Annotated in this window: 24 protein-coding genes and 1 tRNA gene; 22 read left to right on the top strand and 3 right to left on the bottom strand. The window is 47.7% G+C overall.

What is annotated here, in order from left to right:
- Window positions 1–47 precede the first annotated feature (47 nt).
- The 5 genes from BW952_RS03640 to uvrC all read left to right on the top strand — a co-directional run bounded on the left by BW952_RS03640 (window position 48) and on the right by uvrC (window position 4,709).
- Complete coding sequence (locus tag BW952_RS03640) at window positions 48–632, top strand: fatty acid metabolism transcriptional regulator FadR (protein WP_045852359.1); 585 nt, start codon at window positions 48–50, stop codon at window positions 630–632.
- Between the two features lie 27 nt (window positions 633–659).
- Complete coding sequence (locus tag BW952_RS03635) at window positions 660–1,433, top strand: electron transfer flavoprotein subunit beta/FixA family protein (RefSeq protein WP_045852360.1); 774 nt, start codon at window positions 660–662, stop codon at window positions 1,431–1,433.
- A gap of 20 nt (window positions 1,434–1,453) precedes the next feature.
- On the top strand, window positions 1,454–2,434 hold the full coding sequence (locus BW952_RS03630) for an electron transfer flavoprotein subunit alpha/FixB family protein (protein WP_045852361.1): 981 nt from the start codon (window positions 1,454–1,456) through the stop codon (window positions 2,432–2,434).
- A 125-nt stretch (window positions 2,435–2,559) separates the two neighbouring features.
- Window positions 2,560–2,874 carry a thioredoxin gene (gene trxA / locus BW952_RS03625; protein ID WP_045852362.1) on the top strand — a complete coding sequence of 105 codons (315 nt, stop codon included), beginning with the start codon at window positions 2,560–2,562 and terminating at the stop codon, window positions 2,872–2,874.
- Window positions 2,875–2,933: 59 nt separating this feature from the next.
- On the top strand, window positions 2,934–4,709 hold the full coding sequence (uvrC, locus tag BW952_RS03620) for an excinuclease ABC subunit UvrC (protein WP_045852363.1): 1,776 nt from the start codon (window positions 2,934–2,936) through the stop codon (window positions 4,707–4,709).
- A gap of 672 nt (window positions 4,710–5,381) precedes the next feature.
- On the opposite strand, the gene BW952_RS03615 is transcribed toward uvrC, so the two are convergent.
- On the bottom strand, window positions 5,382–5,816 hold the full coding sequence (locus BW952_RS03615) for a YslB family protein (protein WP_052698503.1): 435 nt from the start codon (window positions 5,814–5,816) through the stop codon (window positions 5,382–5,384).
- Window positions 5,817–6,036: 220 nt separating this feature from the next.
- Here BW952_RS03615 and BW952_RS03610 point away from each other — a divergent pair, with 220 nt between their 5' ends.
- The 12 genes from BW952_RS03610 to BW952_RS03555 all read left to right on the top strand — a co-directional run bounded on the left by BW952_RS03610 (window position 6,037) and on the right by BW952_RS03555 (window position 14,609).
- Window positions 6,037–6,645, top strand: a complete 609-nt coding sequence (locus tag BW952_RS03610; protein WP_045851744.1) for a succinate dehydrogenase cytochrome b558 subunit — start codon at window positions 6,037–6,039, stop codon at window positions 6,643–6,645.
- A 68-nt stretch (window positions 6,646–6,713) separates the two neighbouring features.
- Window positions 6,714–8,477 (top strand): succinate dehydrogenase flavoprotein subunit, encoded by a 1,764-nt coding sequence (gene sdhA / locus BW952_RS03605; RefSeq protein ID WP_045851734.1) that lies wholly within the window; start codon window positions 6,714–6,716, stop codon window positions 8,475–8,477.
- Window positions 8,477–9,244 carry a succinate dehydrogenase iron-sulfur subunit gene (sdhB, locus tag BW952_RS03600; RefSeq protein ID WP_045851735.1) on the top strand — a complete coding sequence of 256 codons (768 nt, stop codon included), beginning with the start codon at window positions 8,477–8,479 and terminating at the stop codon, window positions 9,242–9,244. The genes sdhA and sdhB overlap by 1 nt, the downstream gene beginning before the upstream one ends.
- 79 nt (window positions 9,245–9,323) lie before the next feature.
- Window positions 9,324–9,770 (top strand): acyl-CoA thioesterase, encoded by a 447-nt coding sequence (locus tag BW952_RS03595; RefSeq protein ID WP_045851736.1) that lies wholly within the window; start codon window positions 9,324–9,326, stop codon window positions 9,768–9,770.
- 74 nt (window positions 9,771–9,844) lie between these two features.
- Window positions 9,845–10,051 carry a helix-turn-helix domain-containing protein gene (locus BW952_RS03590; RefSeq protein ID WP_094031938.1) on the top strand — a complete coding sequence of 69 codons (207 nt, stop codon included), beginning with the start codon at window positions 9,845–9,847 and terminating at the stop codon, window positions 10,049–10,051.
- Between the two features lie 115 nt (window positions 10,052–10,166).
- On the top strand, window positions 10,167–10,616 hold the full coding sequence (locus BW952_RS03585) for a MarR family winged helix-turn-helix transcriptional regulator (RefSeq protein ID WP_045851738.1): 450 nt from the start codon (window positions 10,167–10,169) through the stop codon (window positions 10,614–10,616).
- 10 nt (window positions 10,617–10,626) lie between these two features.
- Complete coding sequence (gene racE / locus BW952_RS03580; RefSeq protein ID WP_045851745.1) at window positions 10,627–11,421, top strand: glutamate racemase; 795 nt, start codon at window positions 10,627–10,629, stop codon at window positions 11,419–11,421.
- A 64-nt stretch (window positions 11,422–11,485) separates the two neighbouring features.
- Window positions 11,486–12,481: a GerMN domain-containing protein gene (locus BW952_RS03575; RefSeq protein WP_045851739.1), complete on the top strand. Its 996-nt coding sequence runs from the start codon at window positions 11,486–11,488 to the stop codon at window positions 12,479–12,481.
- 69 nt (window positions 12,482–12,550) lie between these two features.
- On the top strand, window positions 12,551–13,309 hold the full coding sequence (gene rph, locus BW952_RS03570; protein ID WP_045851740.1) for a ribonuclease PH: 759 nt from the start codon (window positions 12,551–12,553) through the stop codon (window positions 13,307–13,309).
- Window positions 13,302–13,910, top strand: a complete 609-nt coding sequence (locus BW952_RS03565) for an XTP/dITP diphosphatase (RefSeq protein ID WP_045851741.1) — start codon at window positions 13,302–13,304, stop codon at window positions 13,908–13,910. The genes rph and BW952_RS03565 overlap by 8 nt, the downstream gene beginning before the upstream one ends.
- Window positions 13,907–14,416, top strand: a complete 510-nt coding sequence (locus BW952_RS03560) for a metallophosphoesterase (RefSeq protein WP_045851742.1) — start codon at window positions 13,907–13,909, stop codon at window positions 14,414–14,416. The genes BW952_RS03565 and BW952_RS03560 overlap by 4 nt, the downstream gene beginning before the upstream one ends.
- 119 nt (window positions 14,417–14,535) lie before the next feature.
- Window positions 14,536–14,609, top strand: a tRNA-Arg gene (locus BW952_RS03555).
- A gap of 420 nt (window positions 14,610–15,029) precedes the next feature.
- Here the strand turns inward: BW952_RS03555 and BW952_RS03550 are convergent.
- Entirely contained in the window at window positions 15,030–15,419 is a 390-nt protein-coding gene (locus BW952_RS03550) for an SET domain-containing protein (protein WP_045852393.1), read from the bottom strand.
- 132 nt (window positions 15,420–15,551) lie between these two features.
- Here BW952_RS03550 and BW952_RS03545 point away from each other — a divergent pair, with 132 nt between their 5' ends.
- From BW952_RS03545 to yihA, 5 genes are all read left to right on the top strand, one after another.
- Window positions 15,552–16,499 (top strand): hypothetical protein, encoded by a 948-nt coding sequence (locus BW952_RS03545; protein WP_045852394.1) that lies wholly within the window; start codon window positions 15,552–15,554, stop codon window positions 16,497–16,499.
- Window positions 16,500–16,620: 121 nt separating this feature from the next.
- On the top strand, window positions 16,621–17,907 hold the full coding sequence (gene tig / locus BW952_RS03540) for a trigger factor (protein ID WP_045852395.1): 1,287 nt from the start codon (window positions 16,621–16,623) through the stop codon (window positions 17,905–17,907).
- 197 nt (window positions 17,908–18,104) lie between these two features.
- Window positions 18,105–19,370, top strand: a complete 1,266-nt coding sequence (gene clpX / locus BW952_RS03535) for an ATP-dependent protease ATP-binding subunit ClpX (protein WP_045852396.1) — start codon at window positions 18,105–18,107, stop codon at window positions 19,368–19,370.
- Window positions 19,371–19,529: 159 nt separating this feature from the next.
- Window positions 19,530–21,854, top strand: a complete 2,325-nt coding sequence (gene lon / locus BW952_RS03530; protein WP_045852397.1) for an endopeptidase La — start codon at window positions 19,530–19,532, stop codon at window positions 21,852–21,854.
- On the top strand, window positions 21,851–22,489 hold the full coding sequence (gene yihA / locus BW952_RS03525) for a ribosome biogenesis GTP-binding protein YihA/YsxC (protein WP_045852398.1): 639 nt from the start codon (window positions 21,851–21,853) through the stop codon (window positions 22,487–22,489). Before lon ends, yihA begins: the two co-directional genes overlap by 4 nt.
- Before the next feature lie 275 nt (window positions 22,490–22,764).
- Here the strand turns inward: yihA and BW952_RS03520 are convergent, their stop codons facing one another.
- Window positions 22,765–23,265 carry a hypothetical protein gene (locus BW952_RS03520; protein ID WP_045849836.1) on the bottom strand — a complete coding sequence of 167 codons (501 nt, stop codon included), beginning with the start codon at window positions 23,263–23,265 and terminating at the stop codon, window positions 22,765–22,767.
- Between the last annotated feature and the right edge of the window lie 189 nt (window positions 23,266–23,454).

Here is a 23,454-nt window from a genome sequence, read left to right as displayed (position 1 = left end):
AATGAATAGTCATTCATTATTGATTTCACAGGAAGGCGGCTTGTTTCATGAAAAAAAACAAACCAAAATATCATCAAATCATCGATGCCGCTGTTGTCGCGATTGCTGAAAACGGCTACCATCAGGCGCAGGTATCCAAAATCGCCAAGCAGGCAGGCGTTGCAGACGGCACGATCTATTTATACTTTAAAAACAAAGAGGACATCCTCATTTCATTATTCCAGGAAAAAATGGGGACGTTTGCAGCTAAAACAAAGGAAAGCATTCAAACAAAGGAAACAGCCGCTGCGCAGCTGGAGCTTCTCGTACAAAACCACTTTATACTGCTGACAGAAGACCCGCATTTAGCTGTTGTCACACAGCTGGAATTGCGCCAGTCCAATAAAGAGCTTCGCTTAAAAATTAATGAGGTCTTAAAAGAATATTTGCTGCTTATTGACGAGGTGCTGCAAACGGGCGTGCAAAAAGGGGAATTCGGGCCGGATTTAAACATTCGGCTTGCCCGTCAAATGATTTTCGGCACGCTGGATGAAATGATCACGACATGGGTCATGAATGATCAAAAATATGATTTGGCCGCATCGGCACCGGATGTCACAAAGATGCTGCTGAACGGCTTTTCAAATCAGTAACAGAACGGACAATGGGGAGGGAACCACATGAATATTTATGTGCTGCTGAAAAGAACGTTTGATACAGAGGAGAAAATTTCGGTGTCAGGGGGACGCATTCAAGAAGACGGGGCGGAATTTATCATTAATCCATATGACGAATATGCGGTTGAAGAAGCCATCCAGCTCCGGGACGCGCATGGCGGTGAAGTAACCGTGGTGACCGTCGGCAGCGACGAATCGGAAAAACAGCTTCGGACAGCGCTTGCGATGGGGGCGGATCAAGCGGTGCTCATTAATTCAGAAGAAGACCTGGATGAAGGGGATCAGCATACGACAGCCAAAATCCTGACGGCTTTTTTGAAGAACAAAGAAGTCGATTTCATTTTAGCCGGGAACGTGGCAATCGACGGCGGAAGCGGTCAGGTAGGGCCGCGTGTAGCAGAAGGGCTGGGCATTCCGTACGTCACGACGATAACCGATATTGAAATCAATGGAACAGATGTAGCGATTACCCGCGATGTAGAAGGAGACTCGGAGAAAATCAGTACAACGCTTCCGCTTCTCGTTACTTGCCAGCAAGGGTTAAATGAACCGCGTTATCCGTCTTTGCCGGGCATTATGAAAGCAAAGAAAAAGCCACTCGAAGAACTGGAGCTGGATGATCTGGATTTAGAAGAAGATGATGTCGCACCGAAAACCAAAACCATTGATATTTTTATGCCGCCCGCCAAATCCGCAGGCCGGGTGCTTGAAGGCGACCTGTCCGATCAAGTAAAGGAACTGGCCAGCCTGCTCCGCTCTGAAGCAAAAGTCATCTGATTTCACAAGGGGGATTATTCATGTCAAAGAACATCATTGTACTGGGAGAAACGCGTGACGGACAGCTCAGAAATGTCACATTCGAAGCGATTGCAGCGGGGAAGACAATGGCACAGGGCGGAGAGGTGATCGGCGTTGTGATCGGTGACTCCGTGCAATCGCTGGCGCAGGAGCTGATTTATTACGGAGCAGACCGTGTGCTCATTGTTGAAGACGAAAAGCTTGCTCATTATACATCTGATGGGTACGCCCAGGCGCTTCAGGCTGTGATTGACCAGGAGCAGCCGGAAGGAATCGTGATGGGGCATACCGCTCTCGGAAAAGATCTGTCACCGAAAATAGCCGCAAAGCTGGACGCGGGCCTCGTGTCAGATGCAACGGCTGTTGAAGAAGAAAACGGGGACATTCATTTTACACGGCCGGTTTATTCCGGCAAGGCGTTTGAGAAAGTGGCCATTCAAGAAGGACTACTGCTCGCCACTGTACGCCCGAATAACATCGAACCGCTCCAAAAAGACGAATCGCGGTCGGGTGAGGTTTTTTCTGTATCCGCTTCCATTTCTGACCTGCGGACCATTATTCAGGACGTTGTTCGGAAATCAGCAGAAGGGGTAGACTTATCCGAAGCAAAGGTCATTATTGCGGGAGGCCGCGGCGTTAAAAGTGCGGAAGGATTTCAGCCGCTGAAGGAGCTTGCAGATGTCCTCGGCGGTGCGGTAGGTGCCTCACGAGGCGCCTGCGATGCCGATTACTGCGACTACTCTCTGCAAATCGGCCAGACAGGCAAAGTGGTTACACCGGACTTATACATCGCCTGTGGCATTTCAGGAGCCATCCAGCATTTAGCCGGCATGTCCAATTCCAAGGTGATCGTTGCCATTAATAAAGACCCGGAGGCAGACATTTTTAATGTGGCAGACTATGGCATCGTCGGCGATCTTTTTGATGTCGTGCCGATGCTGACCGAAGAGTTTAAAAAAGTAAAAGCGGGAACAGTTTAATTCGTTCTTTTGAACAGCCTCGTGGTTTGAGGCTGTTTTTTTACGGGTAAGCAAAATAATAGCTAACGCAAAAAAACGGTGATATACTGTCCGTATGATGCAGAAACTTTAGGAGGTATTTATACATGGCAATCGTAAAAGCAACTGATGCAAACTTTTCAACTGAAACAGGAAGCGGACTCGTTCTCGCGGACTTTTGGGCACCATGGTGCGGACCGTGCAAAATGATCGCTCCTGTACTAGAAGAATTAGACACAGAAATGAGCGACAAAGTGAAAATCGTCAAGCTTGACGTTGATGAAAATCAACAGACCGCTGGCGAATACGGCGTAATGAGCATTCCGACGCTAATTCTTTTCAAGGATGGTCAGCCGGTTGATAAAGTCATCGGCTTCCAGCCAAAAGAAGCGCTTGAAGAACTAATCAACCGCAACGCGTAATAAACAAGAGGCGTCCCGCTTTGCCGGGGCGCTTTTTTTGTACGAAAGAGGTGCATCTTATGAATGAGTTGATCCAGCATAAACTGGCCATTCTGCCGGATGAGGCAGGCTGTTATTTAATGAAAGACCGGCACGGCACCATCATTTATGTCGGGAAAGCAAAGGTGTTGAAAAACCGGGTGCGATCGTACTTTACAGGGTCACATGACGCGAAAACGACCCGATTAGTCAGTGAGATTGTTGATTTTGAATACATTATTACATCCTCCAATCTTGAAGCCCTTATATTAGAGCTGAATTTAATTAAAAAGCATGATCCGAAATACAACATTATGCTGAAGGATGACAAAAGCTATCCGTTTATTAAGCTGACGGCCGAACGCCATCCGCGCTTGATCATTACACGGAAGGTGAAAAAGGATAAAGCGAAATATTTCGGTCCGTATCCAAATGCCTACGCCGCCTCCGAAACGAAAAAGCTGCTAGACCGTTTGTATCCGCTTCGAAAGTGTTCGACGCTTCCGGACCGGGTCTGCCTTTATTATCATATGGGGCAGTGCCTCGCTCCCTGTGTAAAAGAAGTGCCAAATGAAGCCTATAAGGAAATGGCAGCCGAAATCACCCGTTTTTTAAATGGGGGACATCAGGAAGTGAAAAAAGAGCTTCAAAGCAAAATGATGGAGGCGGCTGAAAAGCTGGAATTCGAGCGGGCCAAGGAATACCGCGATCAAATGGCGCATATTGACACGTTGATGGAAAAGCAGAAAATGAATATGGCGGATTTAACCGACCGTGATGTGTTTGGATGGACCGTCGATAAGGGCTGGATGTGTGTGCAGGTCTTTTTCATCCGGCAGGGGCGCCTGATTGAACGGGACGTTTCTACTTTTCCGATCTATAGTGAGCCTGAAGAAGAATTTCTTACTTTCTTAGGACGTTTTTACGAAGCGCCGGAGCATTTTAAACCGAAGGAGATTTTGCTTCCCGATGCAGTGGACGGAGAGCTTGCCGGACAGCTGATCGGCGTACCGATCACCAAACCGCAGCGCGGCAAGAAAAAAGATTTGGTTAAGCTTGCTGAAAACAATGCAAAAGCCGCACTGCGCGAAAAGTTTGCCCTCATTGACCGGGATGAAGAGCGGACGATCAAAGCAGCCGAGCAGCTCGGTGAAGCGATGAATATCCACATTCCACTTCGGATTGAAGCATTCGATAATTCCAATATACAGGGGACAGCCCCTGTTTCCGCCATGATTGTGTTTATTGACGGCAAGCCGGAGAAAAAAGAATACCGGAAATATAAAATTAAAACGGTGCAGGGACCGGACGACTACGGCTCCATGCGTGAAGTGATTCGGCGCCGGTATACACGGGTGCTGCGCGACCGGCTGCCGCTGCCGGATTTAATTGTGATTGACGGCGGGAAGGGGCAGATTGAGGCGGCCCGTGATATTTTAGTGAATGAACTAGGGCTCGATATTCCGATTGCGGGGCTGGCGAAGGACGATCGGCACCGTACGTCCCAGCTGCTTTACGGGAATCCGCTTCAAATTGTGCCGCTCAAGCATAACAGTCAGGCGTTTTATTTGCTTCAGCGTATTCAAGATGAAGTGCATAGGTTCGCGATTACCTTTCACCGGCAAATTCGTGGCAAAGGTGCTTTTCAGTCGGTACTCGATGATATTGAAGGCGTCGGACCGCAGCGCAAAAAGCAGCTGCTGAAAGCATTCGGCTCGTTGAAGAAGCTGAAGGAAGCATCAAAAGAAGAGATCCTAGCAGCCGGCATCCCCGAAAAAACCGCCGATGCTGTCCTACAGGCACTCGCAGAAAAATAGACCGCTACGAGAGCGGTCTATTCCTATAGTGTTGAAAAACAAACGTGTCAAGAGAAACCAGAGGATTTTCGAGAGTGTTTCCTTTTTTTACTTAGCAAAAAATAGGCTATTTTTCTAGAAAAGAACATTCAGGGGCTCCGGGCTGCCGGCTCCGCTTTTCTGCGAAGCAGGCGGTGAGCTAGTCTTTGTCGCTGGCGCGCCAAAGCCGGATCTCACCTGCCCGCCAGTTTCGCGGAGAGTCTACGCCGGCCTCCCTCCGCCCGTAGTGGTTTTAAAGGAACAAAGTGAATGACTGACAGCTATTCTTGAAAACGTTTGACATCAAGAAGGAAGCCTGCTTTTCCTACATAGTGAAAATCAGAGGGTTCTCATCGCTTTCTTTCCACTCAGAACCATTTCCATTTTTCGTTTTGCAATCTGCTTTTCCTCCCCACCAGGGCGGCTGGCGCAGGACGAAGACTCGGGAGGGATCAGCGGGCTAGGTGAGATCCACTTTTGGAGCGAAGCGACAAAAGTTAGCTCACCGCCCGCCCCTCCGAACGCGAAGTCCTGCAGAAGCCGCCCGAACTGTGTTCGTACAAGCACATTAGCTTTGAGAAAGAGATAACATCATCTACTTTTCATTGACACATTCTTTTTTCAACAGCATGAATAGACCGCTACGAGAGCGGTCTATTCCCATTTGACTGTAATGTCCACATGCTTGGTTTTTTTATGTAATTGGAAAATCGCTTCCGCTGCTTTATCAAAGTGAGAAGACATCTGTTCTGCGACAAAGCCGCTTTCTAGCGTAAAGGATGGAGTCGTCTGTGTATCAATTCGGCGTTCTGCCATTCCGCCGGATAAACGATAGAGCCGTTCATTTTTTGTTTCTTTCACAAGGACAATTATGCCCCAGCCTGCTTCCTGAAAAAAGGCCGCCAATTCGTCTGTGTCCGTACAAGGAAAACGACGGGCAAGTGTTTTTCCTCCCCAGTACAGCACATCATCAGCGTCTTTTCCTAAAAGCTCTCCCATTAAAACGTCTCGAATCAATTCATAGCCAAAGAAAGAAACAGACGCTGTTTTTGCTTTAGTCAGTCCCTGTTCTTCGTTTTCAATAGTCAAAGTGAATTCCTCGCTTTCTCTTTCAACATTATATACAATTAACCGCTTTAAAAAAAGCATATTCCGCACGAAAAGCCGGACAAAAATGTGCCCACCTTTCCTTGACGCTAGTACTTTATGGGAGTAAAATGTACTTGTCACATCGTAAGATTAAGAGATGAAGCCATGTGCGAATAATCAAACTATTTGTCGGATGCTTCAAGATTGAGGGGGGAAAATGGTGGCTGACAATCGAGAGTTCTTTTACCGCAGGCTGCACTCATTGCTCGGTGTCATACCGGTCGGGCTGTTTATGACGCAGCATTTAGTCGTCAATCATTTTGCGACGAAAGGGGAAGAAGCGTTTAATCAGGCTGCAGGGTTTATGGCGAGCTTGCCGTTTGTACTTGTGCTTGAAACGTTTATTATCTTCCTGCCGCTTTTGTTTCATGCTATTTACGGGCTGTATATTGCTTTTACGGCGAAAAACAATGCGGGACGCTTTGGCTTCTTCCGTAACTGGATGTTTATCCTGCAGCGCTGGACGGGTGTCATTACACTTGTGTTTGTTGCATGGCATGTATGGGAAACACGGGTTCAAGCTGCACTCGGTGCGGAAGTGAACTTTCAAATGATGGAGAATATCTTAGATAATCCATTCATGGTTGCTTTTTACATAGTTGGTGTACTTGCAGCAATTTTCCACTTTGCAAATGGCCTTTGGTCTTTCTGCGTGAGCTGGGGCATCGCCGTATCACCGCGTTCACAGCAAATCGTTACATACGCAACACTGTTTGTTTTTGTCGCATTATCTGTAATCGGAATGCGTTCTATTTTTGCATTTTTGTAAAACCGGCAATGAATCGGGTTCCATCAGATAGGTAGAAGATAGAACCGGAAAAGGGAGTGGACCTCACAATGAGTAAAGGTAAAGTTATCGTAGTCGGTGGCGGACTAGCTGGTCTGATGGCTACGATTAAAGCAGCGGAATCCGGAACAGCAGTTGAATTATTTTCACTAGTTCCGGTAAAGCGTTCTCATTCCGTTTGTGCGCAGGGCGGAATTAACGGTGCCGTTAATACAAAAGGAGAAGGGGATTCTCCGTGGGAGCACTTCGATGATACCGTTTATGGAGGCGATTTCCTAGCGAATCAGCCGCCGGTAAAAGCGATGGCTGAAGCAGCTCCTGGTATTATCCACCTGCTGGATCGGATGGGCGTTATGTTTAACCGGACACCGGAAGGGCTTCTCGACTTCCGCCGTTTCGGAGGTACACAGCATCACCGTACCGCGTTTGCCGGTGCCACAACAGGGCAGCAGCTTTTATATGCACTTGATGAACAAGTTCGCCGCTATGAAGTAGCCGGTCTTGTGACCAAATACGAAGGCTGGGAATTTCTTGGCGCGATCGTAGACGATGAAGGCATTTGCCGCGGCATCGTTGGACAAAACCTGTCAACGATGGACATTCAGTCGTTCCCGGGTGACGCTGTCATTATGGCAACAGGCGGTCCTGGCATCATTTTCGGCAAGTCAACAAACTCCATTATTAATACAGGCTCAGCCGCTTCCATTGTGTATCAGCAGGGCGTTCATTACGCGAACGGTGAGTTTATCCAGATTCACCCGACAGCGATTCCTGGCGACGATAAGCTTCGCCTGATGAGTGAATCAGCGCGCGGTGAAGGCGGCCGTGTATGGACATATAAAGACGGAAAGCCGTGGTACTTCCTTGAGGAAAAATACCCGGCGTACGGAAATCTCGTGCCGCGTGACATCGCGACGCGTGAAATTTTCGATGTGTGTGTGAATCAAAAGCTCGGCATTAATGGTGAAAACATGGTGTATTTGGATCTTTCGCACAAAGATCCGCATGAGCTTGATGTAAAGCTTGGCGGCATCATCGAAATCTATGAAAAATTCATGGGTGACGATCCGCGTAAAGTGCCGATGAAAATTTTCCCTGCGGTTCATTATTCGATGGGCGGCTTGTGGGTTGATTATGATCAGCAGACGAATATTCCGGGTCTTTTCGCAGCGGGTGAATGTGATTATTCACAGCATGGTGCAAACCGTCTTGGCGCAAACTCGCTTCTTTCAGCGATTTACGGCGGAATGGTGGCAGGACCAAATGCAGTCCGTTACATTAGCGGTCTTGAGAAAAGCGCAGATTCCATTTCATCTACTGTATTTGACAATCACGTCAAGCAGGAGCAGGAAAAATGGAATGATATTATGTCGATGAACAAAGGAACGGAAAATGCCTATGTTCTTCACAAAGAGCTGGGCGAGTGGATGACAGCCAACGTGACCGTTGTCCGTTACAACGACAAATTAAAGCAGACAGATGATAAGATTGTCGAGCTTTTAGAGCGGTACAAAAACATTGATATTAATGACACAGCGAAATGGAGCAATCAAGGCGCGATGTTTACCCGCCAGCTGAAGAACATGCTTCATTTAGCCCGTGTCATCACAATCGGGGCGTTGAACCGGAACGAAAGCCGCGGCGCGCACTACAAGCCGGACTTCCCGGAACGGAATGACGATGAATTCATGAAAACAACGATGGCCTCGTTTACAGGTGAAAATACAGCGCCAGCCTTCCATTATGAAGAGATTGACGTATCGCTCATTCCGCCTCGTAAACGGGATTACTCGAAGAAAAAGGAGGAGAAATAATGAGCGAGCAAAAAACAATCAGCTTCATTATTACACGTCAGGATGCTGTCGACTCTGCTCCGTATGATGAAGAATTTGAAATAGAATACCGCCCGAATATGAACGTGATTTCCGCGCTGATGGAAATCCGCCGCAACCCTGTAAACAAAAAAGGGGAAAAAACAACGCCAATCAACTGGGACATGAACTGTCTCGAAGAAGTGTGCGGTGCGTGCTCGATGAACATTAACGGCAAGCCGCGCCAGTCATGTACAGCTCTTGTTGATAAGCTGGAGCAGCCGATCCGTCTGGCGCCGATGAACACATTCCCTGTTGTTCGCGATCTGCAGGTGGACCGGAGCCGGATGTTTGATTCGTTAAAACGGGTGAAAGCCTGGGTGCCAATCGACGGCACGTATGATCTTGGTCCTGGCCCGCGTATGCCGGAGCGGAAGCGTCAATGGGCATATGAATTGTCGAAATGCATGACGTGCGGTGTCTGCCTTGAGGCTTGCCCGAACGTAAACAGCAAATCGAACTTTATCGGTCCGCAATCATTGTCACAGGTTCGCTTGTTTAACGCGCATCCAACAGGTGCCATGAACCGTGATGAGCGCTTGGAGACGATTATGGGCGATGGCGGCCTGGCCAATTGCGGCAACTCGCAAAACTGCGTTCAGTCGTGCCCGAAAGGCATTCCGCTTACAACGTCCATTGCAGCATTAAACCGTGATACAACCATTCAGTCCTTCCGCAGCTTTTTTGGCAGTGACCACGCGGTCGATTAAACGGGAAGAACCTCCAGCTTGTGCTGGAGGTTTTCTTTGCAAAACAAATGAATAACCATTCATAAAATGAGGTGTCTTAATGAAAAAACCGTCATACATAGCTGATTGGGAGGAGTGGTCCGGGGAATTCGATACCTATTGGGAAACGGTCGTCCGTTTTTCTGAAATTGATATGCTCGGGCATTTAAATAATACGATCGCGTTTAAATATTTTGAGGAAGCGCGCATTCATTTTTTTCGTGAAAAAGGCTTGAGGAAAAACTGGGAAAAGGATGAGCTTGTGTTTGTCGTCGCAGATTTACAGTGCGACTACATCCGGCAGGTGTATTATCATGAAACGCTTCGGATTTTCGTGAAAGCCGCTGCCTTCGGAAACAGCTCCTGTGACCTTCATTACAAAGCTGTCAATGAAAAAAACGAGGTTGTGTTAACCGGCAGAGGGACGATTGTGCAATTTAACCAGTTAACAGGGCGTCCGGTGCCGTTTCATCCGTCGACAAAACAGCTGTTAACGAAAACCAATTAAAGCAAACGCGCATATGATAAAGAAGCGGCGGCTAAACAAAAAACGGGCTGCACTTTGAAAGGGTGACGTGGTTTGTGGCAGCGTTGATTTTAACGAAACGGGAAAAGGATGTATTCAAGCGGCTGGTTGACGGGAAATCGACTCATGACATTGCAGAGGAGCTTGGAATTAGCGAAAAAACCGTTCGGAATCACATTTCAAATGGGATTCAAAAGCTCGGCGTAAAAGGCCGGGCACAGGCCATTGTGGAATTGCTCCGCATCGGTGAGCTGACCTTATAGCACGGCAGCCGCGCCAATCGATGGCGCGGCTTTCCTTTGCTTGCATTTTGGTCCATAAACAGGGAAAATAGACGAAGAATCGCATATCGTTTTACATATGAAAGGGTGCAAAGAAATGTCTCTCACACAAAGCAGTTCGGGAGAAGCCGTTGCTGATATTGAGCGGAATTTACGCCATATCGACGGTATTATTAAGCAAAAGGGACGAGAAATTTTAAATGATTACATGATCACGCCGCCGCAGTTTATTGCGCTGCATTCTTTATATGAAAAAGGGGACACGACGATCGGCGATTTGTCCTCGCGTATGTTTTTAGCCTGCAGTACAACAACCGATCTTATTGACCGGATGGAAAAATCCCGATTGGTGGAGCGAGTCAAAGACACAAAAGACCGCCGCATCGTCCGTATTCATTTGCTTGAAGAAGGCGAAAACATTATTAAAGATGTGATTAAAAGGCGCCAGGAATATGTCGACGGCGTACTGAATAACTTTTCAGCAGAAGAAACGGCACAGCTGAACAACCTTTTAAACAAAATGCACATCGAAATGAAAGCGGAATGAGGCGGGCATGTTGAATAGACCAATTGGCGTCATTGATTCAGGTGTCGGCGGGCTGACGGTTGCCAAAGAAATGATGCGTCAGCTGCCGAAAGAAACGATTTATTACGTAGGGGATACGGCCCGTTGTCCATATGGACCAAGGCTGCCGGGAGAAGTCCGTCAGTTTACGTGGGAGATGACTCGCTTTTTAGAACGGTACGACATGAAAATGCTCGTCATCGCCTGTAATACCGCTACCGCCGTTGTACTCGATGAAATTAAGCGCGAGCTGCCCATTCCGGTTGTCGGGGTCATTCAGCCGGGCGCCAGGGCCGCGATCAAGCAAACCCAAAACCGTCACATTGCGGTGCTTGGAACGGCTGGAACGGTGAAAAGTCATGCGTATCAAAAAGCAATCGAAGCCATTAATCCAGATGTTGAAGTGTATTCACTCGCTTGTCCGGGTTTTGTGCCGCTTGTGGAAAGCGGGGAATACCGGAGTGAACGCGCAAAACAAATCGTTGCCCAAACGCTTGCGCCGCTGAAAAACACGCTGGCGGATACCGTTATATTAGGGTGTACCCACTATCCTCTTTTAGAGCCGATTATTGCGGATTACATGGGTGATTCAGTGTCCGTCATCAGCTCGGGAGACGAAACGGCTCGGGGGGTCAGTGCCATTCTTGAGTTTAATGACATGCTGGCGGAAAGTGAAACGGCCGATCACCGGTTTTTTACGACAGGCAGCATCAGATCATTTAACACCATTGCAAAAGACTGGCTTGGTGACATAAACTTAAATACAAAAAAAATTCAGCTGGCCTAATGCCGGCTTTTTTTTATTTGACCGCATATATATGGATGAACAGCGATGAAAAGGAGCGGATCAAATGAAAAAAGCAGGAATAGGACTGGGGTTGCTGTTGTTAGCTGGCTGCGGAGTGGAGCCGGAGGAGGGACTTCCGATCAAAGTCGTGTATACAGAGGAAAAAAACGAAAGCCCGGCTGCCGCTGAAGAAAACATGATGGCTGAACTGTACGCAACGGATCAAAATGGGCTGCTTGTGCCGCAGGCGGTCTCCATTCCAGCGGAGGAAAATGCTGAAAAAGCAGCACTGCAAGCATTGGCGGCCGGCACCTTGCCGGAAGGATTTACATCTCCATTGCCAGAAGGAACCGTCATTCAAAATGTAGAGGTCGAAGGAAAAACGGCAACCGTCAGCTTGGGCGGAAGCTTTGCAGATTATCCTGCAGAGGAAGAGCTGCTGGTTGCGTCGGCAATCACCTGGACGGTGACGGGGATGGGCCAGGCTGAACGGGTGCAGGTCAAGCTGAACGGTGAAAAGCTGGACGCCATGCCAAAGGCCGGCTTGCCCATTGCAGCGGGCGGAATGAAGCGCGAGGATGGAATCAATATGAAAGCAGATTACGCACATACTGGAGCGACAAAGCCGCTGACGGTGTTTTATACCGCTCAAAACGAACAGGGGCCGTACTTCGTGCCGGTTACGCGCCGCATCCCGGCCGAAACAACGGATATCATTTCCGCCGCTGTATCAGAGCTCGCGAAAGGTCCTGTCCCGGGAAGCGGACTCATGACCACCTGGCCGGCGGATGCAGCGGTAACAGGCACACCATCTGTTCAAAAAGGACAGGCATCGCTTCAATTAAATGAATCAGTTCTAGAGAATAATGGAGAGGCACTCGTATCAAGCCAGCTGTTAAAGCCGCTTGCGTTGACGCTTGCTGCATCCGCCAATATTGAAAGCATCTCCATTACAGTCGACGGGCACCCGGACGTGAAAATGGAAACAGGTGAGCCGCTGCCTGTATCGCTGACAGCGCCATTGTTTGTCAATGCAGAAAGTCAGGTAACAGCTGAGTGAACATTTGACAGATGAACGGAAATTCCGGAAAATGAACAGCGGAAGCAGCAAAAAAACGGAGGAATGTGTATGCGTACAGACGGACGAGAAAAAACAGAACTGCGCCCGGTTCAAATTGAACCAAACTTTTTAACACACCCGGAAGGATCGGTGCTGATTTCAGTCGGCAGCACAAAAGTGATTTGCACAGCGAGCATTGAAGACCGTGTGCCGCCCTTTATGAGAGGGAGCGGAAAGGGCTGGGTAACGGCTGAATACTCCATGATCCCGCGGGCAACAGGCCAGCGCAATATGCGGGAGTCCACGAAAGGAAAAGTAACGGGGCGGACGATGGAAATTCAGCGGCTGATCGGACGGGCTCTGCGCGCCGTTGTGGACCTCGATGTGATCGGGGAACGGACGATTTGGATTGACTGTGACGTCATACAAGCCGATGGCGGCACGAGAACGGCTGCGATTACAGGAGCTTTTGTGGCAATGACCATGGCATTGCATGAGCTGGCAATTGAAAAGGATTTTCCACGCTATCCCGTCACAGATTTTCTTGCGGCAACCAGCGTGGGCATCGTCAAGGAGCAGGGCGTCGTGGTCGACTTGAACTATGAAGAAGACAGCCGTGCAGAAGTGGATATGAATGTTGTGATGACCGGAGCAGGTCAGTTTGTGGAAGTGCAGGGAACGGGAGAAGAAGCTACTTTCTCCATGACAGAGCTTCAACAGCTTTTAGAATCAGCTCAGGCTGCTATGAAAGAGCTGTTCGGCTTTCAAGCGGATGTGCTTGGCGTTGCAGCTGATTTGATTCAGGAAAGGAAGTCAGTCGATGAATGAGGTGATTGTCGCTACTCAAAATGCAGGGAAAGCAAAGGAATTTGCCCGTTTGTTTGAGCCCCTTGGCATAACGGTCAAAACTTTGCTTGACTATCCGGAGCTGCCGGACGTGGAGGAAACAGGCGAAACCTTTGCGGAAAACGCGCTGTTAAAAGCAGATTCGGCTGCCCGTCTCACTGGAAAGCCTGCGATTGCCGATGATTCAGGACTTGTCATCGATGCACTAAATGGCCGTCCGGGTGTGTATTCAGCCCGATATGCGGGAATAGAAAAGAATGACCGCGCCAACAATGAAAAAGTGCTGGCTGAGCTTCATGATGTGCCAGCGGACGAGCGCGGTGCCCGCTTTGCTTGTGTGCTGGCTGTCGCATTTCCGGATGACCGGGAGCCGCTGTTCGCAAATGGCTACTGTGAAGGAACCATTGCCTTTGAGGAAACCGGAGAAAATGGGTTCGGCTATGATCCGCTTTTTATTCCGGAAGGCTACGCAGTCACGATGGCGCAAATCTCTCCGGAAGAAAAAAACACCATCAGCCACCGTGCAAAGGCACTACACAATCTGCAGGCGCTATTGCCTGAATGGGCAGGTGACGGAAAATGAAAATGCTAATTGTAAGTGATAATCATGGATGGGACAGCATTTTAACAGACTTGAAACGCCGTTACGGAGGAAAAGTGGACGCGCTGATTCATTGCGGAGATTCGGAGCTGACAGCAGAGGACCCGGCTGTTGACGGATTCACGATCGTGCGCGGAAATTGCGACACGGAGGACCAGTTTCCGAATGACATTCTGGAAAGTGTGGAAGATTGCCGCGTATTTGTAACGCACGGACACCGGTACAACATTAAAATGACCTTAACTAATTTAGCGATGAAGGCAAAAGAAACCGGAGCCGACTTTGTGTTTTTCGGACACTCGCACACTGCGGGCGCGGAAATGGCCGACGGTGTGCTTTATTTAAACCCCGGCAGCATCTCCCTTCCGCGCGGGCGGCGTGAAAAAACGTACGCCATTGTGGACGTAAGCAAATCTAAAATCGGTGTTCGCTTTTTTGACGAACGGCATCATGAGGTGGCCGATCTCGCCTGCTCCTTTAGCCGCTGACCGTAAAAGCCGTTCTGCCGTCCAAGCAGAACGGCTTTTTCTTTAGATTTATCGTATGCTGAAAAATAGGTTGACAGGAATCCAACCGATTGTTATTATAAATATTGTCTTTAAAGGAAGTCCCAATAGCTCAGCTGGATAGAGCAACGGCCTTCTAAGCCGTCGGTCGGGGGTTCGAATCCCTCTTGGGACGTATGTATTACTTTTTTACATAAGCTTTAAACCCTTGCCAACGTCTGCAAATGTTGTTAAATCAACATTTGTGGACGTTTTTTCATTCTTTCTTTATTTTTATGTGAAAAAGATCTTGAGACAAAAGGTTTTAGATAGAAGAAAAAGCCGAACGATCATATTCGACTTTCTTTTGAGCTCTTCATGATAATAAATCGTTTTGGGGCTGCGCTTGTGCCAACATAGTTTGGGCTTGTTCGGCGTTCGCCACATAGAAAAGCGGAGCCGGCAGCCCGGAGCCCATGAATGTTTTTTTCCAGAAAAGACAACAGCCTTTATTTTTCTAAAGAAAAGGAAACAACCTCGAGAAAACATCTAGTTTCTCTTGACGAGTTTGTTTTTCAACACTATGAACCGCCTCCCCTAAAGGAAGCGGCTGCTTTTATTGCTCCAAGCTGTCGTCGTTAAACCAAAGCGGCGTTTCATCATCCACTTCTCCGTTATAGTTAATCAAAATTTCCTCGCCCGCTTTTATATCGCGGTACGCGTAAAATTTAAACGAGTGGCTTTCGAAGTGGATATCATACACAGCATTCGGCTCGTACGAGTGATTAAACAGCATGCCGTAGCCGAGCAGCATCGCGGTATGGTTGGCCCCGTATTCGAATGCGTAATCAGCGAGCAGCGTTTTTTCAATATGCACATGCTGGTCATTCGGGTATGGAATAACGGGTGCTTCGTGAAGCATTTCCCCTTTTTTGATGTCTCTTGTGGCAAAAACGCCCCGGTTAAATTCGCCGTCGCTTAATGTAGATGTTTTTACTTCAATCATTGTCAATCTCCTTTGTAGGTGGAATCATTTCTTAAGCATGACAGCAGCCATGGAGGATGGCAACTGTTTTCTCTGTTCAATCAAAAAGCCGCGTGCTACACTTTAACGAAAGACATTCGGGCGGTGAGAAGAATGAAAAGAAAGAACCGAAAGCAGTCCGGCAATATTGTTCCATTTCCGGGAACGTCCGCGCGGCTTGAACAGCAGGGGCAGCAGGCGCTGGAAGAAAAGCGGTTTGATGAAGCGATCAGATGCTATTCAGAGGCTTTGCGCTTTGATGACAGCCGCCAGGAGGAACTGAAAATGGCGCTTCTCATTGCGTATCATGAAAGTGGAAGCCACGAAGAGGGAATTGAGCTGTCACGTGATATGCTTCTTAAAGGAGAAGGCCATTATTTTGATGTGCTGGATTTGCATGTACTGATGCTGATTCAAAGAAAACGGTATAAGGAAGTGGCGGACACGCTGTCTGTTTTAATGGAAGAAGGGCTGCCGTCAGACCGTTATGAACACTTCGCTCATTTAAAAGCACTGGCAGACCGGATGAGTGTGAAAAAAGAAACGGTTCTGTTTAGGACTGAAGATGGGCTGCAGGAAAAGATGATGAAGCTTGCAGAGCTCGGCAAAACGGATGCAGCTCCATTTGAGAAAGAGCTGATTCAGCTCGTTCAAAATGAAGCGGAGCACCCATTCATCCAAACCATTGCCCTGGGACTGCTGCGGGAAATCGGCACGGCCGAGAAAATAACCGTCAAGAAAATGCAAAGGGAAAAAGACCTCGTTCCGGTTTTAACGGATGAAGCGTTTCAGCAGCCTTTTTTTCAGTCCGTCATAGATGGTCTTGACCAACGTGCCGGACAGGACAATCCCGCGCTTTATGAGCAGGCAGCTGAACTGGTGAAGCAGTATCAGTTTTTACTGCATCCGTTTGATCCGGAGGTGTCGCCGGAAAAGTGGGTGGAGGCGGTGCTGCTGAAACTGAACGCCATGTACGAGCAGGACGCAGAGAAAACAGAGGATGCTGAAGTCGCAAAAGCGCTGGCCGTCATGAAGGAACTCGACGAAATTTCAGCCTTTTAGTTGAAAGAAAACGGCTGTATGTTATAATGTAAAAGTCGTATTGTGTCCTTTTTATATCAAATAAGAATATACATAGGACGAACGTTCATATTTATTAATAGATTGTTGGAGGGAATTTTTTATGTCAGCAAAGTGGGAAAAATTAGAAGGTAACCAGGGCGTTTTAACAGTTGAAGTTGACGCTGAAACGGTTAACCAAGGTCTTAACACAGCATTTCAAAAAGTAGTAAAAACAATCAACGTACCAGGATTCCGTAAAGGGAAAATGCCACGTCCGTTGTTCGAACAGCGTTTCGGCGTTGAAGCACTTTATCAGGATGCGATCGATGCGATTCTTCCGGAAGCATACGGAAACGCAATTGACGAAACAGGCATCGAGCCAGTAGACCGCCCTGAAATTGACGTTGAGCAATTCGAAAAAGGCAAGCCGTTCATCTTCACAGCAAAAGTAACGGTAAAGCCTGACGTAACACTTGGCGAGTACAAAGGCCTTGAAGTGGAAAAAGAAAGCGATGAAGTAACAGCTGAAGATGTTGAAAACGAATTGAAGGATCTTCAAAAACGCCACGCTGAGCTTGTTGTAAAAGAAGACGGAGCTGTTGAAAACGACGATACGGTTGTCATCGATTTTGAAGGCTTTGTAAACGGTGAAGCATTTGAAGGCGGACAAGCGGAAAACTATTCAATCGTCATCGGTTCAGGCACGTTTATCCCTGGATTTGAAGAGCAGCTTGTTGGAATGAAAACTGGCGAACAAAAAGAAGTAGAAGTATCATTCCCTGAAGAGTACCATGCAGAAGAGCTTGCGGGCCAGCCGGCAACGTTCAAAGTCACTCTTCATGAAATCAAATCACAGGAGCTTCCTGAGCTTAACGATGATTTCGCGAAAGAAACAGACGAAGAAGTGGAAACACTTGAAGCATTAAAAACAAAGGTACAGGAGCGTCTGACTGAACAAAAGAAAAACGCTTCTGAGCAAAAGCTTCGCGATGACCTTGTTGAAAAAGCGGTAGCCAATGCACAAACAGACGTACCGGATGCGATGATCGATGCTGAAATCGACCGCATGCTTCAAGAGTTCACGCAAAACCTTTCTATGCAAGGAATGAACCTTGACCTGTATTACCAGTTCTCTGGACAATCTGAAGAAGATCTTCGCGGCCAAATGAAGGAAAATGCAGAAACGCGCGTGCGTACAAGCTTAACGCTTGAAGCAATCGCTGAAGCAGAAAACCTTGAGCCAACAGACGAAGATGTGAATGCAGAAGTAGCTAAAATGTCTGAGCAATTTGGTCTTTCAGCAGAAGATATTCAAAAAGCGCTTGGAAGCCTTGAAGGCATGAAAGCTGATTTGAAAATTCGCAAAGCAGTCGAATTTCTTGTCGAAAACAGCAAAACTGGTGCATAATATATAAGAGAACACACTGACAGGGCGCGACGTGATCGTGCCTTGTTTTCTACCTATAAGAAGAGAAAAACGCTTTTTCTTTTTGGTTTTGCGGCAAGTGTGCTACAATGCGATACATAACTTAGTTACGGCGCAGTTTAAAAAGGCGGACATGATTTGGCTCCGGCTGCACCAACATAGCATAAGGGGTGAACCAGATGTTTAAATTTAATGAAGAAAAAGGACAGTTAAAATGTTCGTTTTGCGGAAAATCGCAGGACCAGGTGAGGAAACTCGTTGCTGGACCAGGCGTTTATATTTGCGACGAATGTATTGAGCTGTGCACAGAAATCGTGGAAGAAGAGCTTGGCACAGAAGAAGAAGTGGAATTCAAGGATGTACCGAAGCCAACTGAAATCCGCGAAATTTTAGGCGAGTATGTCATCGGCCAGGAGCGTGCGAAAAAGTCGCTTGCGGTTGCGGTGTACAACCACTATAAACGGATTAATTCAAACAGCAAAATTGACGATGTGGAACTGGCCAAATCGAATATTTGCTTAATTGGACCAACAGGAAGCGGGAAAACCCTTCTTGCTCAAACGCTTGCACGCATTTTGAACGTGCCATTTGCGATTGCGGATGCGACGTCACTGACAGAAGCGGGCTACGTAGGGGAAGACGTGGAAAACATCCTGCTGAAATTGATCCAAGCGGCAGATTATGACGTTGAAAAAGCCGAAAAAGGCATCATTTATATTGATGAAATCGATAAGGTTGCCCGTAAATCGGAAAACCCTTCGATTACACGCGATGTATCAGGTGAAGGCGTTCAGCAGGCACTATTGAAAATTCTTGAAGGAACGGTTGCCAGTGTTCCACCACAGGGCGGGCGCAAGCATCCTCACCAGGAATTCATTCAAATCGATACGACAAACATCCTCTTTATTTGCGGCGGAGCGTTTGATGGTGTCGAACAAATTATCAAGCGCCGTCTTGGCCAGAAGGTCATCGGCTTTGGTTCCGACCAGAAAAAAGAAGAAGCAGAAGACAAGTCTTATTTGGCGCAGCTTGTGCCTGAAGATTTACTGCGTTTCGGCTTAATTCCGGAATTCATCGGCCGTCTTCCAGTCATCGCCAGCCTTGAGCAGCTGGATGAAGAAGCATTGATTGAAATCCTAACAAAACCAAAAAATGCGCTCGTGAAGCAGTTCCAGAAAATGCTTGAGCTTGATGATGTCGAACTTCAATTTGACGATGAAGCATTAAGCGAAATCTCCAAAAAAGCGATCGAACGCAAAACCGGTGCACGTGGCCTCCGTTCCATCATTGAAAGCATTATGCTTGATGTGATGTATGAATTGCCGACACGTGACGATATTAAAACGTGTGTGATTACAAAAGAAACTGTAACAGACCTGGCATCGCCTCGTCTTCTTGACGAAAACGGCAATGATGTCGGTACGGTTGATAAAACATCTGCATAAGTGCCAGTGATCGTTCAGAAGGGACAGTGCCTGTACAGGTGCTGTCCCTTCTTTTCAATCGACAGCGTCTATGCGTTTGCGATAAGATAGGAAGAAAGCAAGAGAAGAAAAGGTGTATAGTTGGACGTTGCGCTTTTCTTATTGGGAGGAGAAGTTGTCATGAAGGCAGATACAATTTATACAATACCGCTTTTGCCGCTTCGTGGAATGCACGTATACCCGTCGATGGTGCTGCATTTAGACGTAGGCCGCGACCGTTCCATTGAAGCGCTGGAAAAAGCAATGATGAACGATCAGCTCGTTTTTTTATCCGCTCAAAAAGACCCGGACCTGGATGATCCTGCGGGAGATGACGTGTATGAGGTCGGCACATTAACAAAGGTGAAGCAAATGCTCAAGCTGCCGAATGGGACGATTCGCGTGCTCGTTGAAGGCCTGGAGCGGGCAAAGCTTATTTCCATTGTGGATCAAAAAGCGTTTTATGAAGCTGTCGTGGAAGTGCATAAAGAAGATGAGTCAAAGGATGCAGAAACAGAGGCACTCATGCGGATGCTGTTAAAGCAATTTGAACAGTATGTGAAGCTGTCGAAAAAAGGGTCATCCGATACGCTCAGTTCTGTTTCAGACATACAGGAGCCGGGCAGGCTGGCCGATATTGCCACGTCGCATATGTCTTTGAAGGTAAAGGAAAAGCAAGACATATTGGCTACGTTTTCGGTAAAAAAACGGCTCGAGCGGCTGATTGCGCTGCTGCACAATGAGCGGGAAGTCCTCAATTTAGAGAAAAAAATTGGCCAGCGTGTGAAAACCTCCATGGAAAAAACACAAAAGGAATATTATTTACGCGAGCAGATGAAAGCGATCCAGCAGGAACTCGGTGATAAAGAAGGCAAAACAGGTGAAGTGGAAGAGCTGACCACGCGGATTATGGCGGCGGCTATGCCAGAGCATGTCGAAAAAACCGCCCTGAAAGAGCTGGACCGATATGAGAAAATTCCGCAAAGTGCGGCGGAAAGTGCGGTTATCCGCAATTATTTGGAATGGCTTGTCACGCTGCCATGGTCGAATGCGACAGAAGACGATTTGGATGTGATCAAGGCGGAGGATGTATTAAACCGTGATCACTACGGACTCGAAAAAGTAAAAGAACGCGTCCTTGAATTTTTGGCTGTGCGTCAATTAACGCAGTCTCTTCGCGGACCTATTCTTTGCCTTGGGGGCCCTCCAGGAGTCGGGAAAACAAGTCTTGTGCGGTCAATTGCAGAATCATTGGGGCGCAACTTTGTCCGTATTTCTCTTGGTGGCGTACGGGATGAATCGGAAATTCGCGGGCACCGGCGCACGTATGTTGGAGCCATGCCAGGCCGGATCATTCAAGGCATGAAAAAGGCGGGGACCGTTAATCCGGTGTTTCTGCTTGACGAAATTGATAAAATGTCGAGCGATTTCAGAGGCGATCCTTCATCAGCCTTGCTTGAAGTGCTGGATCCGGAGCAAAATCACAATTTCAGTGATCATTACATTGAGGAAACATACGATTTATCAAATGTCATGTTTATCGCCACTGCCAATGATTTAAGTGCCATTCCAGGACCGCTGCGTGACCGGATGGAAATTATCTCAATTGCAGGCTATACCGAAGTGGAAAAAATCCACATCGCGCAGGATCACTTGTTTCCAAAGCAAGCGAAGGAAAATGGTCTTACGCGCAATCAAATCCGCTTAAAAGAAGAAGCCGTTCGGGATATTGTCCGCTACTACACGCGTGAAGCCGGTGTCCGGAGCCTCGAGCGCCAGCTGGCGGCCATTTGCCGGAAAGCCGCGAAAAAAATAGTATCGGGTGAAAAGAAACGGGTGACCGTGACTGACAAAAACCTGCAGGAGTTTCTTGGAAAACGCATTTTCCGCTATGGACAGGCAGACACAGAAGATCAAGTGGGTGTTGCCAACGGCCTTGCTTATACGACAGTGGGCGGCGATACCCTTCAAATTGAAGTATCGCTTTCACCGGGCAAAGGAAAACTTATTTTAACGGGGAAATTAGGCGATGTGATGAAGGAGTCCGCACAGGCTGCTTTCAGTTACGTGCGATCCAAGTCAGAGGAGCTGGGCATTGAGGATGAATTTCATGAAAACCACGATATTCATATTCACGTTCCAGAAGGCGCTGTACCAAAAGACGGCCCTTCGGCAGGAATTACGATGGCTGTCGCGTTAATATCGGCTCTGACAGGGCGCCCGGTTCGGCGTGATGTCGGCATGACCGGTGAAATCACCCTGCGCGGACGAGTGCTGCCCATTGGCGGCGTAAAGGAAAAATCGCTCGGTGCACACCGTGCCGGACTAAAAACGATTATATTGCCAAAAGATAATGAAAAAGATATCGATGATGTGCCAGAAAGCGTTCGGGAAGGGCTGACCTTTTTGCCTGTTTCCACAATGGACGAGGTTCTGGATATCGCGATCGGAGGAAGCAATTCATGAAAGTAAATAATGTGGAGCTGGTGATCAGTGCTGCAAAGCCGCATCAGTATCCAGCCGATGGCCTGCCGGAATTTGCGCTGGCTGGCCGTTCGAATGTAGGAAAATCGTCTTTTATTAACCGGATGATTGGCCGGAAAAGCCTGGCCCGTATTTCATCGAAGCCCGGCAAAACCCAAACATTGAATTTTTATAAAATCGAAAACGAACTATTTTTCGTGGACGTGCCAGGATACGGCTATGCCAAAGTAGCCAAAACAGAGCGGGCAGCCTGGGGACAGATGATCGAAACGTATATGACAGACCGAAAGCCGCTGTTTGCCTGCGTGCAAATCGTCGATCTTCGCCATGCACCGTCAGCGGATGATGTCGCCATGTATGAATTTTTAAAGCATCATGAAATCCCGGCCATCGTCATTGCGACAAAGGCAGATAAAATTCCAAAAGGCAAATGGCAAAAGCATTTAAAAGTCGTAAAAGAAACACTCGACTTCGACCCGCTCGATGACATTATCGTCTTTTCATCTGAAACGGGCCTTGGCAAGGATGAAGTATGGAAAGCTGTTAAAAAGCGGATGTATGAGCAAAAGGAGTACGAAGCAGAATTGCGAAATGAGCAAAAGGAAATAGACGAATAAGTAAGAAAAGAGCTTGAGACAAAAGGTTTTGAATACAAGAGAAAGCCGAATGATCGTGCGAAAATATCGCATGCACTCGGCTTTCTTTTTTGATCTTTAAGGTGATGAGCCCTTTAGAGACTGCGCTTGCGCGAACACAGTTCGGGCGGCTTCTGCAGGACTTCGCGTTCGGAGCCCCTGCTTGTGCTTTTCCAGAAAAAAAGAAGAATCAAGGCTTTCAGCTACCGGATTGTTCGGATTCACCGGCTGCCCTCAATGTTACGTCCTAGACTCTTTTATGATTTTTTCCGGCTGTGCCCTGCATTTTTCTGGACAAACAGCAGGTAGCCGCCGATGGCGATGAGAACGAGCGGCCAGAATTGCCAGAAGGATTCGAGCGGGCCGAGCCACTGCTTGATCGTTCCGTAAAATAAAGTGATCGCTGCCAAAAACAAAAACAAGATGCCATTTAGGAGGCCGTGACCCGTTTTTTGATGCTGAAGAAGAAAGCCGACCGCGATGATTAAAATAAACACGCCCGTATCATTCGCCCACCAGCCAAGGTAGTCCACAACATAAAAGTGAAGGCCAAATCCGGTCAATACAACACCGGGCAAAATACCGCTGCCCTCTTCTTTAAGGCCTTGAACAAGAAAAGAAATGCCGGTAATCAGCAAAAGCGCCGGCCAGCCGAGATAAGGCTTCACCCACGTAAAGGCCGATTGCTGAAGAAAAAAATACAAGCCGAAACCGATTAACAAAATGCCAGGAAACATGCGCTGTCCATTCAAATCCATCAAGCCCCGCTTTCCAATTCGTTTTGTTTCACTGTGATGGAATCACTGTGTTTTTTCATTCGTTTCTTCACCATTAGCTTCCCGTTTCATACTCTTGAAAAAATAATTTCTATATGATAATGTTTATAAATAAGACTAGCAGGTGAGAATCAGGGTATAGAAAACGGACTGCTTTTTATGTTAGCACAT

The organism is Domibacillus enclensis (assembly GCF_900156125.1).
Taxonomy (GTDB): domain Bacteria; phylum Bacillota; class Bacilli; order Bacillales; family Domibacillaceae; genus Domibacillus; species Domibacillus enclensis.
The sequence above is the reverse complement of the archived record's forward strand: the minus strand, read 5'-3'. Positions and strand labels throughout refer to the sequence as shown.